General features: G+C 43.9%; 7 protein-coding genes. 1 reads left to right on the forward strand and 6 read right to left on the reverse strand.

Annotated elements, in window-relative coordinates; translation table 11 throughout:
* Window positions 1-23: 23 nt before the first annotated feature.
* The 6 genes from SNE25_RS25735 to SNE25_RS25760 all read right to left on the reverse strand — a co-directional run bounded on the left by SNE25_RS25735 (window position 24) and on the right by SNE25_RS25760 (window position 13,359).
* Window positions 24-3,047, reverse strand: a complete 3,024-nt coding sequence (locus tag SNE25_RS25735; RefSeq protein WP_321561890.1) for a glycosyl hydrolase — start codon at window positions 3,045-3,047, stop codon at window positions 24-26.
* 68 nt (window positions 3,048-3,115) lie between these two features.
* Window positions 3,116-5,080, reverse strand: a complete 1,965-nt coding sequence (locus tag SNE25_RS25740; RefSeq protein WP_321561891.1) for an FG-GAP-like repeat-containing protein — start codon at window positions 5,078-5,080, stop codon at window positions 3,116-3,118.
* 321 nt (window positions 5,081-5,401) lie between these two features.
* A complete protein-coding gene (locus tag SNE25_RS25745; protein ID WP_321561892.1) occupies window positions 5,402-6,886 on the reverse strand; it encodes a glycoside hydrolase family protein in 1,485 nt (494 codons plus the stop codon).
* Window positions 6,887-6,947: 61 nt separating this feature from the next.
* On the reverse strand, window positions 6,948-8,504 hold the full coding sequence (locus tag SNE25_RS25750) for a RagB/SusD family nutrient uptake outer membrane protein (protein ID WP_321561893.1): 1,557 nt from the start codon (window positions 8,502-8,504) through the stop codon (window positions 6,948-6,950).
* A gap of 24 nt (window positions 8,505-8,528) precedes the next feature.
* Window positions 8,529-11,594: a SusC/RagA family TonB-linked outer membrane protein gene (locus tag SNE25_RS25755; protein WP_321561894.1), complete on the reverse strand. Its 3,066-nt coding sequence runs from the start codon at window positions 11,592-11,594 to the stop codon at window positions 8,529-8,531.
* A gap of 337 nt (window positions 11,595-11,931) precedes the next feature.
* Window positions 11,932-13,359 (reverse strand): arabinose isomerase, encoded by a 1,428-nt coding sequence (locus SNE25_RS25760; protein ID WP_321561895.1) that lies wholly within the window; start codon window positions 13,357-13,359, stop codon window positions 11,932-11,934.
* Window positions 13,360-13,644: 285 nt separating this feature from the next.
* On the opposite strand from SNE25_RS25760, the gene SNE25_RS25765 reads away from it, so the two are divergent.
* Window positions 13,645-14,250, forward strand: coding sequence for an RNA polymerase sigma factor (locus tag SNE25_RS25765; protein ID WP_321561896.1), 606 nt, complete (start codon window positions 13,645-13,647; stop codon window positions 14,248-14,250).
* The last annotated feature ends 49 nt before the right edge of the window (window positions 14,251-14,299 follow it).

Here is a 14,299-nt window from a genome sequence, read left to right on the forward strand (position 1 = left end):
AGGTTTTAATAGTATATAATTGGTTAATTTTCAACCTGTAACGTTACCGGACCCAGCAAACCTGATGGCAATAATGGATCATCCGGTTTAAATACGATATTGGTATTGGTTAGCCTTTTTTCGGGCGGTAAAGCCGCATCGCCTATAAGGCGGTTTGGCCACAGGTTAATTACTTCTATTTTCAAGGTGTTTTCGCCTGATTTTAAGGCAGATAAAGCACTTATTCGCCAGGGCGAAGTCCATACAATGCCAAGATGTTTGCCATTTAGGCTTACATCGGCGATGTTTTTTACTACACCCAGGTCAATATAAACCTCTGAATTATTTGCATCTGCCTTATAATCAAACTTTTTGGTATAAATAGCTTTACCTGAGTAGTATCTGATGCGATCGTCGGGATGCTTGCTCCAGTCTTGCAGAGTATCAAATTCTATCGATTTGGGGCCGCCCCATTTGGGATCAAATTCTACCTGCCATGGGCCGGTTAACTCCTTTACCGGTTTAAGTTCAGGGAAATTGTTTAACCTTTTCCCTCCTGACATAGAGTCCTTTACAGGAAATATTACAAACCATGACTGGAAAGCCTGAAACTTTAATGACATTTCTGTACGGCCATCTTTCTGGTTATAATTAACTTGATTATTAATCTTCCCTGTAACTGCGTCCCATATTTCTGGGGTACGGTTTTTGACCCTAAATGTACAGGTTGACTGTACTGCTTTACCATGTCGATTGGTGATAAAATAAATCTCAGCTTCGGGGGTTGAGCGATGGATAAAGTCGATCCAGGTATCTCCCTCGGCAGTGTATTCAAAGTCGGGAAGAATGGCGTTTTTTAACAAAATTTGCCTGATATTTTCGCCGAAAACAACAAATCCTTCACCAAAACGATTCATCTTAACACTTTTTCCATCAATTTTGCCCCATATTTCATCGGCTTTTATTTTTAATGCATCATCGCAATGCGGATAGTTTTTGAGGCCCGAATCCTGCACCGGTTTTGGACCGATAACGGTGGCCCCAGCTTCCACCAGGTCACCTATTTTATTCAAAACTGCAAGCGGCATCCGGTCATGATCGGGCAACACCAATATTGTGTAACTCATACCATCGGGCAAAACGAGTCGTTTATTTTTTACCGAAAGCCGGGTTAGCAAAACTTCCTCATTACACACATCGTAATCATACCCCTTACCCAATGATGGGTCGGTATGTTTTTGCGCCACCAAGTTAGGCGTGGTATCGCCATTATAAAATAAAACATCTGCCACAAACTTTCCCGACCGGAGCAAATACTGGCAACGGGCTACATAATCAAAAAAAGCGCCCGATTTTTCCCACCAGGTTACATTGGGATTAAAGTGTGTACCCGCGCCATATTCATAACCGGGTTTACCATCTTTTGGCCGGGTGGCGGTGGAAGTATGTATGGCAATACGGTTCACGCCTTCGCAATACGCCCTGTCAAGGGCCTGCTTGAGCGAACCCGGATAATCCAACCAGTGACGCATGCTGGTAAATGCCTCGGCAGATACGGTTTGCTTTCCGTAAATGTGCGCTGCCGAAGCTGCCATTTTGGTTACCTTGTTCTGACCTTTATCCAGTCGCGATATGCCGTAGGGTTTATCATCGGTAAGGGTGCTTTCATCCTCATGGGTAAGCCCAAGCCAAAACTCGCCCATAGGGAAATCGCTGCGGCCAAGGTTCTTTAACCCATCCATACATATAGTACCCGAGCGACTTGGCCCTGCGGCTTCGTTTTGTACCAGTATGCCGGCATTATGGCATAAATCGGCAAAACGTTTATAATGCTCGTCGGCCATGCAATCGCCGAGTGTTTTGCGGTAATCATTTAAAAAGCGGTCGGATATTTCGGCGCTGCCGATTATATAACCCGATAGTACCGGCAGGTAGGGTTTGGCATCATAGCCACGATAACGCTCAAACTGCTCCAATATATTGGCCGTCCAGTTCGGGAAGCCATCCTCAAAACTGTCGTCGCAAAAGTATTTTGGTTTATTGCCAACCTTGGCGGCTTCTTCCAATAATATGCGGCCAATGTTCTCGAATTGCAGCTCCACCCCTTTGCGGTTAAACCAATCAATAGACAGGCCATCGGCTTCGGGCTGGGCTATCATTAACCGCGAGCCCGTCATGCGGTGGCCGGTACGTATTATTTTCCAGTTGCCTGCGGGCACATCCCAGTCCAGGCGACCATCTTTACTGACCTTGCCTGTAAGATCAATAACCCTATTAAGCGGAACCGGCTCATCCGACGTTTTATTTTGCCATTCCGTTAAAACCGGCGCCATAACCGCTGTGGCTAAAATGAAGTTACTGGCATCTTTATGATTGGTTTTGGCCGCCAGCACTTTTGACCGCTCCTCGCTGATGCGATTATTGTCCGTATTGTTATCGGGGATGGCTACTATGGCCGTATCCTGGTAATCAAGCTGTTCCAGCGGCAGATCAATATATTCCTTAAATCCGGGTGGATTGAACACATTATCGTATCCTACCCTGTTGCCCGGCAGCGGTAATTTTTCAGAAAGCTTTCGTGGCCCGGTTACCGCCAGCTCTGCCTGCAGATACCAGCGCCCTGAGTTTTCGGGTTTTATCCATGGCCCGCCCATACACCAGCCCGACGACAGGTTAATACCCACAGCTATATTTAACCGCTTGGCCTCTTTCATGGCATGGCGATAAAGAGCTTTCCACTCATCTGATAAAAACTTTACGCCCTGCGGAAACGGAACACCACCCAGCCCGCCGGCAGAATTTACCAGCAATACCTCGCCCATGCCCTTCGCCCTGAACTCTTCCAGGTCGCGGGTTATGCCCTCCCGGTCAACAAGACCGTTAAACCACCACCAGTAACAGGACGATTTGGTGGCATCGGGTGGATTAAGAAAATTTCTCCGTAACTCGTTTATACCAATCACATTAACACCATCAATAACCGCGGCCATGGTGTTCGAGTTAAAAAGAGCGGCGCCTGCAGCCGCTATAGAACTGACTTCTAAAAATTTTCTTCTGTTTATATTCATAAGCTGTATTAGTAAAACCGGGTGATGTTACTACCCGGTTTTACGGTATTACTATTTAAAATGTCTCCTCACGGGAAAAAGAATTTACGGATATGGTAAGGCAGGTTCAGCAATTTATCGCCGCTGCCGCCATAAACCGTGGTTGTAACGGTTCCGTTATTGTACATATATAATGTTTGGTTTGAGGGGCGATAAATTGCCGGATGCGTTCTTCCATCACCAAAATAATCGCCCGGTGCGGGTATGTCCCCTGCAACCGGTGTTAAAACCGTTACGTTATTGACGCCTGTATTCGCGCTGTCCAAATGCCATATACCTGTAGCCGGATCATAAATGGCCACATCTGTTTTGCCGTCGCCATTGTAATCACCCGGTACCGGTATATAACCGGCATCGCCGTAATGTTTGTTAGTGATCTGCCCCTTTACGTTCCACATGCCGGTTGAAATTTTGTAATAAGCGGCATCCACTTTGCCATCGCCATCATAATCGCCCGGTACGGGTATGACGCCGGCTTCGCCATAGTCATAACCTGTTTGGCCTTTGATGTACCAGTGATACGGGCTTGATGGTCTGAACATGGCAATATCGGCCTTTCCGTCGCCATTATAATCCGCGGGTACGGGTATATCGCCTGCCTCGCCATAAACCGCCGTCATTTCGGTAGCCAATTTAATATACCAGGTAAGATTAGCCGGGCGCCATACTGCCAGATCGGTTTTACCATCGCCATCATAATCCCTGGAAACCGGCAGATCCCCCTGCGTAGCGCTGCCATAAGTTACATTTGACATACCCTGAACCTTCCAGACACCTAAATTAAAGAAGGATAAATCCGATAACCCGTCGCGGTCAAAATCGCTGGTACGGGCAGCAGTTTCCTCGTGGAATAACGGCCTGGTAAACTGGCTGTCGCTATCCGTTTCAAACTGTGAAATATAGGGCGAATAGGTTTTTACGCTGATGAGATCTTTAGTGGTCGAGAATTTCATTAAACGCATGTAACCGTTGCCGCCAAGTGTACGAAACTGGTAATCAGAAACAAACGTTTTTATGGTTTTACCGCCGTAAGTATCCTGCCTGTAGCCTTCGCCGTTTACGTGCCCGCCTAAAAACATGAATACATTAGGACATGATTTTACCTTATTATAAATTTCCTGAGTTTGGGTTGAATAGGTAGATGGCGTGGTTGGGCTGCCCGCATAATGGGTAACAATCATAGCTTTCCGTTCGGCATAAGGACCGGTTAAAAGCCCTTTTGCCCAGTTGTTCATATTATCCCTTTCGGCTACCGAAGCCGCATCAGTACGGTCGTCATATTCAATATAAATGGCAATGAAATCATACCCGCCCGCGCTGAACAGGTCATAATGACTGTCGTTATTTGCGCCATAGTGACCACCGTAAAAAGGCATTCCGGCAAAGCGGGGCGTAGCGAAACCAAAATATTGGTTATAATAAACCGTTGTGCTGAAACAACTCCCCCTGTCGTTATTATTAACGCCGCCGCCTACAGGGTCATGGTTGCCCTGGTCGTGGTTACCTACCGCCATACCATACGGGATGCCGGCCGCGTCAAGCTTGGCCATAGCGGTATCGGCACGCCGCCATTGTATAGGGCTGCGAGTAGGGTCTTCTCCGTTTTCGGAGATATCGCCCAGATGAACAACGTAAACAATATTTGAATCGATACGGTGATTTACAATCCAGTTGGTTTGGGCATAAAACATACCGATAACCGAATGATAGGTGGTACTTTGCCCGGTATAGGTTTGCGTATCGGGAATAACCGCAATCATAAAGTCAGGACCCGACGCTCCATTGGTGACTAATTTTGATGAGGCCTGGTTACTGGCTTCACTTGCAGTTCCCTGCTGCACTAAAGATGGCTTTGTACACCCCAAAAGAACAATGTAAGGGATTAAAGCAAGCGCTAAAACTCTTTGCAGGGGGCTGTGCTTCCTGATACTATTCTTGCTGTTATTTTCTTTAATAACAATACCCAAATGTTTAAGCTTTAAAATCGGTTTCATGATTGGTTAATTGGTTTAGGTTTTTATTGATGTGCTACATGAATTTTTAATCTTTTCTAAAAAGCATAGTGAAGGATATGCCGGGATAAAAGCCGTCCCTGCTATTTATTAACACCGCCCCCTTTTCAGAGGAATAGCCCATGAATAGACAAAAATGCAAAAGGGTGTCATGCTGAGCTCCGTCGAAGCATTGTGGGTAGGGCCTCTGCGCTCAACCCTTCGACGGAGCTCAGGGTGACACCTCTACTTTAGACTTCTACTTTTCCTTTATATCTTTTTATGGACTATTCCTGTTTGAAGGGCGGTGTTATTTATTATTATTTAAAAAGTTAAAACTGCCACTGCAAATGGCTTAAGTGTTATGGTATTGTTTTCCAGCTGTGATTGCGCAACCTCATCTTCGCCGGTGGTAACATCTACATAATTAACCCGCGCATTTTTAGCATCAGCAGGCAAATCAAGCTTTACTTCCTTGTTGCGCCTGTTAATAAGCAGCAGCTTTTTACCTTTTGCGGTTAAAAATGCCTGACCGCTAACATCCTGACTGGGAATAGACGTAGTTTGCAGCTTATCGCCGGGACCAAAGTTATCCTTAAGCAATTTCAGCACCCAGTAGCGGGCATTGGGCTTACTATTTTTCCAGTTCATCATGCTTACGTCCGGAAACTGGGTTGGATAGCCTACCAACTGCGATTCGCCGGCAACATCGATGCCTATTTTGGTAAGTTCGAGGTAAATGTATGCATACATAACGCCCGATAAATTCCAGTAGGCATCGGGGATAACGCCTTTATAATCATGATCCTCCAGTATGTTCCCTATTTCATTGATCTGGGTAAATACTTTAGGAGCTAAACGCTTACGGATATTTTCGATATAACGCACCCGGTCGAGAAACCCGTTAGCCTGATCAAAAAATGAATACTGATAGCTATCTAAAGGTTGCTCAGCAGCCGCCGGGCGACCGTAAAAGTGATAAGAGATTCCTTCTAAAGGCACACCTGGTTTATGATTGGCCGGGTTCAGAAAATACTCAAACCATTCGGGGTTGGTTTCATGCGCTACAGATATACCTACAAATTTGGTTTTGGGCGATACTTTTTTTAACGCAGGAACAACGGCGTCATATATTTTGGTATACAACTGCGGTGACATGCGGTGTTCCAGGTCGGGCTCGTTAAGCACCTCCCAATATGGGATATTATAGTAATGCCCCGATTTATGAAATTTCCCCAGTTCGTCGGTAAAGCCACCCTTGGTGTACCAGCTTAACAGCCTTACAAAATAATCCGCAACCTCTTTCATGCTTGGGTCGCGCAGTTCCTTTCCCTGGTTATATACCCAGTTTACCTCATCGGGGTTATCATCAACGGCAACCGGTTTATCGGTTTTAAACATCCATACCGGTATGGTACTAAAGTTTATCACTACCGAATGGCCTTTTGTAGCCTCCATCAGATCCTGCATTACAGGATCGGCATAAGTAAAATCCCAGTAGGTTTGCTTTTTCGTTGGTTCGCTCAGCTCCACAACCGCGGCTTTGGGATAAGGAAACCATGGCACATAGCGCACATAATCGGCCCCCAGACTTTTCAGCGCCTCAAAAGTACCCTTGTGAATGGGCGAATTTGAACGCAGCATGGGGTTATATACTACCTGTAATGTCGGTGTTGTTTTGGAAACCGATACGGTTTTATCCCAGTTTATGGCTATTGCCTTTTGCTGTGCATAAAGGGTGGTTACCGGTAAACATGCCACCGCGCTCATGATCATGAGGCTGATAATAATATGGGTTCTACGTGCCATAGCTGTTATTTTACTTAGTTTAAAGAGAATTACAATTTTAAGACTTCAACATAACTAACTACTAAAAATAACCAGGGTTTTGAGTCAAGCCCGGATTCAACTCTCTTTCTGACTGTGGTATAGGGAATAATAACCTGTTAGTGTTTATACCAAATGCGTTGCCCGGAAGGAATTTGTATATCGTTTTTGCCTTCTCGCCATAAGCCGTCATTACCGGTATTGCTGTGCCTGTACGTACCAGGTCATGCCAGCGCTGGTTTTCAAACGCAAGTTCAACCCTTCTTTCGTGCATAATAATGGTACGCAGTTTTGCCTGATCTGTTTCTGTAGCGGCAGCTAAACCGGCACGGGCACGCACTGTATTTAAATTAGTTAAAGCCGGTCCTGATTTCCCTTGTTCGTTCTGCGCTTCGGCTAACAGCAATAGTGCACCTGAATAACGGTATATTGGCCAGTTATCATTAGTATTATTAGTAACTGCATGCGGGTGCAGGTATTTTTTAATATAAGGAACACCCACTTTACCGGCAGCCGGTACATAATTCACCACGCTTTTATTGGCAGTAAGCACAAACAGGTCGCTTGTATTATAGCTACCTTCTGCAATACCGATAGAGGCATCCAGACGTTTGTCATTAGGCTCGTATGAGTCTATCAGATCCTGGGTAGGTGTGTTCCAGCCGCCTGTACCTGAGTTGTCTGTAGCAACAACGGTTGTTCCGAATGTAGTAATGATACCCGTGTTTTTGGTACGCGGTAAAAACTGGTAGATAAAATTGCTTGGTTGTGTCCCTTTATCTGTACCCTGTAAAAACTGTATTTCAAAAATAGACTCTTTACTGTTTTTGTTTGTGGTAGAAAACGCGTCGGCGTATTCGGTATTAAGCCCATAACCCATTGCAGGTAATGTATTAAGCAATGTTTCGGCATCTGCGTATTTCTTTTGCGTCATGTACACATCAGCCAATAGCATGGTTGCCGATCCTTTTGTGGCCTGACCGCTTTGCGGGAATTTTGCCGGCGGAGCCAGTTCTTTTATAGCGTCATTGGCATCAGCAATAATCTGCGCATAAACCTGATCGACAGTTGAACGTGGAAGAAAAGCATCTTCGGCCTTGGTTACTTCTTTTAAGTACAACGGCACAGCGCCAAAAAGACGAACCAGCTTAAAGTAGTTCCAGGCCCTCAGAAATTTAGCCTGTCCGTCGATATCGTTCTTTACGGCCACATTCAGGTTTACCAAAGCCAACCGTCCGATAACCATATTTGATCTGGAAATACCGTTATAGCAATGAAAATATACCGCGTTGGTATAGGCATTCGTCGGATCGTCAACCCAGTCAGATATATTTTCGCGCTGTACATAAGCGGTACCGCGATTACTTGGATAAGGCTGATAGTGGGTATTATCAGACCTCATTTCGGAAGTGAAATAATCATTAACAGATAAGTCCTGCAGCGGGGAGTATGCTGCTGCTATGGCCTGCCTGAAATCGGCCTCTGTTTTATAAAAATTACCGGGCGCGATAGAATCATTTGGAGTCAGGTCAATAAAACTCTTTTTACATGATACCGCTGTAAAAGCGAGTACGGTAATTAAGATATATATCTTTTTCATGTTATGTTATATGTTGAAATAATCTTATTTAAATGTAGTTTGAATGCCCAGTGAAAATGTTCTGGGAACAGGATAACCATTTTCGTCAACCCCAATACCTTGAGTAGCATCTAAACCTGAGAAACTGATTTCGGGGTTCATACCGGTATAACCTGTTATGATAAATGCCTGCTGAACAGAAGCGTACACCCTTAAATTTTTCAGCAATAAATTATTCTTCAGTTTAAAGTTGTAGCCAAAAGAAATATTTTTTGCGGTAAGGTATGATCCGCTCTCAACCCATTGAGAATTTACCGAACGACCCAAAGCGGTTGTACCTGTTTTAGTGCGCGGATAGATGCCAGAACCAGGGTCTTCCGGAGATCTCCAGTGATCAAGCGCGGCCGCAAGCAGCATTCTTGAACCATCCATATTGGTTTGATATGCCCATTTAGCGGCATTTAAGAGTTTGCCGCCAACAGCGCCGGCCATGGAAATATTCAGGTCAAAATTCTTATAGCTGAAAGTATTGGTTAAGCCGAAGGTGAAATCAGGAGTTGGGTCGCCGATGAATGTACGGTCGTTTACATCATCAATTACGCCATCGCCGTTAATATCCTTCATTTTGATGGTGCCTACATCTGAAAGGCTGCCGTATTTTGCTGAATTGGCCAGATCGTTGGCGTCTTTGTACAAACCTTCAAAAACAAATCCGTAAAACTCGCCTAAGTGATGACCAACCTGGTTGCGGTAGTAATCAGAAGTAACGGTATTGTTTCTGCGGATAAATCCGGGAGATACCAGCGATTTGATCAGGTTTCTTTCAAACGCGATATTGAAGCCGGTGCTCCATTTCAACGCACCTGTTAAGTTAACTGTATTTACAGATATCTCATTTCCCCAGAATGCTAATTTACCTATGTTATAGTTAATTGAGGAAAAACCAGACGCCCTTGGAATTGGTCTTGACTGGATCAAACCATCGGATATTTTATAATAATAATCATACGAAAGGCTGATACGGTTATTCAATATTGAAATGTCTAAACCTGCATCAAACTGCTTGTTACGTTCCCAAGCCAGTTCAGGGTTCCCTAACGTACCGATGGTTTGTCCCGGAACTGAAACGCCGTTTAATACATAATTATAATTACCCAAAACAGATATAGCCGTGTAATTACCAATATTGTTATTACCTGTTATACCGTAGCTTGAACGTACTTTAAAGAAGTTGATAACTTTAAACCTTTCCATAAAATTTTCGTCGCTCACGACCCATCCGGCAGAAACCGACGGAAAATATCCATACTTACGATCGGCCCCAAACCTTGATGACCCATCCCGACGAACAGCTCCCTGTAAAAGGTACTTGCCTTTGTAGTTGTAATTGATACGCCCAATTTCTGAAAGCAGGGAGTATTCGGTAGTGTTGCTTGTACCCGCGCTTATGGAAGAAGCCGCGCTCAGGTATGGGATATTATCATTCGGGAAACCCGTACCGGATACAGAATTACTCACCTGGTTGAATTTCTGAGCCGAATAACCTGCCAGGATCTCAATATTATGATCGTTAGCAATAGTTTTGCTGTATTGTAAAGTTGCTTCCGCTGTCCATGAGTAATTATCAACAGAGCTGGCTAATCCCGTTGCCGGCGTGGTTATAATAGCCGCGGGTGTAAACTGGTTGCGTGTTTCGGCACCTTTATCTGCTCCTACATTTGTTTTTAAACTCAAACCCGGTAAAAATTCGTAGTTTAAATAAGCGTTACCCAATATCCTTGTGGTAATGTAGTCATCCTTGTTTAACATGAACTGGGCAACCGGGTTAATATAAGAAACCATGCCGTTTGAGTAGGCATTTTTATAATAAGTGCCATCAGCATTGTATATTGGGCGCAGCGGGCTCGCTTCAAATATCCTTTCATACAAACCGCCAACACCATCGGTAGCCAGTCTGTTATTATGATCTAAACGGTAACTTGGTGCAAGGTTAAACCCAATTTTTAATTTGTTATTGCTTAGGGTAAGATCCTGGTTAACACGCAAAGTAAAAATCTTGGTTCCGGTATTTATTAAAACCCCATCCTGTGCCTGATAACCTGCTATTACAGTTGAGGTAGATTTTTCGCGGGCCGTCATGATGGTAAGGTCATAGTTCTGGATGGGCGCTACCCTTGTAAGCGCATGAAACCAGTCGGTTCCTGCACCATATTTGGCGGGGTCTGCATATGTGGTATCAATAGGAGCAGTATTGCCTTCATATTTTACCTGATCCTGGTACCTTTCATTCATGAATGTGGCGAACTGGTTGGCATTCATCATTTTAGGCACCTTATTCATAGGGATTTTCTGCAGACCAAAATTGCTATTGAACTGAATTTTTGAGTCCCCGGCCTTAGCATGTTTGGTTGTGATGAGGATAACCCCGTTTGCCGCACGTGAACCATACAAGGCGGTTGAAGAAGCATCCTTCAATACGGTATATGATTCGATCTCATCAGGATTAATGTTGTTTATACTACCGGTAATTGGCAAACCGTCAATTACAAATAATGGCTGATAGTCTGTAGCAAATGATGCCGCACCACGGATACGGAACGCCATACCGCGGCCCGGCTGACCACTGGTTTGTGAAATATCAACACCGGCAACTTTACCCTGCAATTGCTGGGCGAATTGCCCCACAGGCATATCCTGCAAAGGCGCCGCGCTTATTTGCGCAATTGATCCGGTAACCTCACGACTGCGTTGCTTACCATAACTTACGGTAACCTCCTCAAGGCCTTTTGCAGCCATTTTTAATTTGACGTTAACTTCCTGGCGGTTGCCAACGGTTACCTCTTCGGTTTCAAAACCAAGTATTTTGAATACCAGCACCGAAGACGCCTCTGCGTTAATTACATATTCGCCATTGGCATTTGTGGAAACACCGTTCTGTGTACCCTTAACCAATACCGCCACACCCGGAAGCGGCTCATCCCTGTCATCAATTACCTTCCCTCTAATCTTTCCCGCCTGCTGGCCAAATGCCAAACTGCTAAAGAGCAGGGCAAACAGCAATAAATAGAAATGCTTTTTTCTTAAAATAGCATAGTAGAGTTTTTTTTGCATAATGGTTTAAATTTTTTTAATAAATAAATTCTTAGCCCATTAAATGGGTCAGGAACTGATTGATCGGAAATAAATTATTAATGGTTAATTGGTTAGCTTTACTAATTCTATTCAAATAAATAAAAATAAAATAAATAAAACAAAATAAAACTTCAAAAAACAGTTTTTTTTAATAAATTTAAATACTTTCAATCCAATAGTTAAATCAAATGCAATATTAAGCCTATCATGTTAAGATAAACTTACCTTAATGTTATTATAAAAGAAAGAACTTGAAACAATTTTAAATACCAATAACAATCATTAGAAATTATTAATAAGCAAAAGCTACAACTTTTTAACACACTTGCACCACATCCATGCCAAGCAACTGCCCCAGCTTATGCAACTTAGAGCTAATGTGACCTATCCCCACCGCGCAATGATGTGCCGGGCCATGGCTATTCCAACTGTTCACAAATTTCCGCGCTCCTATACTGAAGCGATAACGACTGTTTGTATTACCTATTTCCAGGATCGGACCAGGAACCGACTCCCCTTCTGCTACCAGCAGCATCAGTTTCCCCGATTGCTCCACTACAGACAATAATGTTACCGGACCATGCTTTACCGACATTTCTACCGACAATCCCCGGCCAACCTTACCGTGATACACTTTCAGTGGCCGCACCTTGGTTTTCCCTTCTGCTATTTTGATATGCCCCGGCCCATCATGCCCCATAAGTACCACATCGTCTTTAAAATCCATCGCATAATATTCTGTAAACGAACCGCCTGCCCCAAAGCTGTCCATGATCTTCATTGCCTGCGCATTCTTGATCTCATATTCACCCGCTACCGGTATATTCCTGGCTGTCAGCAGCGAATTTCCCAAAATGATCGAACTGATCGTATCTTCATTATCCACATTACCCGTACCCTTATAATAATAAGCCATAGAACCCAGCTTATATTTATCAACCATCAAATCCAACGCTACCGAAGTTTTGGCAGCCCGCTCCAGCTCTTCCTGTGAGCAATCTTCCTGCACATCAAATTGCGATTGAAAAAGCCCTACCCTTTCGGCTACCTGCGCCACCGTAACCAATTTCCTTAACCCTGCCAATTCATCCACTTCCAACAATTCTATATGGCCTCCAAAGCTGGCATACTGCTGAGTGAGATCACTGTAGATATCCAGCATCCCACTGTAATAATGCCCCATGCAGCCCAACCGGTTATAAGCCATAACATGGGCCACCCTGGCGGCCTCAACCCATTCAGCCACCTCTGTCCAGCATTCCGGATCCTCATTTAACATGCCAGTAATCTGGTGAAACTTAACACCTGTCCGTTTAAACACATTGGCAATCTCGGGTACAGGACAGGCCGAACAGTAGGCCAGCCACTCACCGGTCATACTTACACGATCCTCCATTTGATTAAAGGACTCATAATCGATAGAAGCCTCCGGCGACAGGTTCAGAATAATCACAGGCACCTTAGCCCTTTGAACAACAGGCAACACGGTAGATGACAGCGCATATGTGGTTACATACAAAAAAATCAGGTCCACATCTTCCTGTCTAAACCTGCTCCCGGCCTCAAAAGCTTTTTCAGCTGTGTCTATAAGCCCCAGGTTTACCACCTCGGGGTGTATGGCTTTGAGTTTTCCTTCCACTACCGTCAGATATCCTTCCAGCCGCGCCTGCAGTCCTGCAAATTGCTCCCAATAGGCGTCAAGCCCGATGCCGAACAGGCCGATCCTTAATGTGTTTGAATCCATGATATTTTATTGATTAGATTTATTTTTATTGGTTAAATAGATTATAATTGATCTCCGATAAACCAGATTAAAGTCTACCGACGCCTAAATTAAACAAAATGAAATTCTTTAAAACAAAAAAAAAGAATATTAAATCTTTATTTGCTTATTTACCTATCCGGAACATATACATTTTTATTTCAAATAAAATTAAAAATGATATATCAGATCCCTTCCCGGTACGCGGTAAGTTATCTCACTGCGCAGATTTAACCATTTCTTTATTTTAGAACTATAACTTTGGCCATGCTTACAAGTAAAGCTTCTGTTAAAGACGAAGAACTGATTGTTTTACTTAAACAAGGTAAAGCTTACGCCTTTGATTTGCTGTATGAACGATATTGGAAAGGACTTTACGCTGTTGCCTACAACCGTACCGGAGAGGAGGAGGTTGCTAAAGACCTTGTCCAGAACCTGCTGATAGATATATGGAAAAGACACGATACACTGCAAGTTATTGATAGCTTACAGCAATTTTTATTTGGCGCCATCAAACTCCAGATCCTGAATTACTACCGGTCTGAAAATATAAAACAAAAGGCAATTGAAAGGGCGCTGGAACGGATGCACAATCTATTCGCGTCGATGGATGAATTGAGTTCTTACTACAACCTTGAAAAAGTGGTTGAAGAGGAAGTTTTGAGAATGCCTGATAATATGAAGTATTCCTTTTTGCTCAGAAGCGATAACCGGTCGGTAAAGGAGATTGCCGACAACCTTAACCTGGCCGAGCAAACGGTATCAAATAATATCACCAAGGCATTAAAGCGCTTAAGAAAAAGACTGGTTTTAGAATACCCTGACCGCCACCTTACCTGCATTGCCCTGCTTTTTTATTTACTTAATAATTAATTCACAAAAACTTAACGAAAAACAGAGGTAGAACAGGCCTGTTTGTGTA

This window comes from Mucilaginibacter sabulilitoris (assembly GCF_034262375.1).
Classification (GTDB): Bacteria; Bacteroidota; Bacteroidia; order Sphingobacteriales; family Sphingobacteriaceae; genus Mucilaginibacter; species Mucilaginibacter sabulilitoris.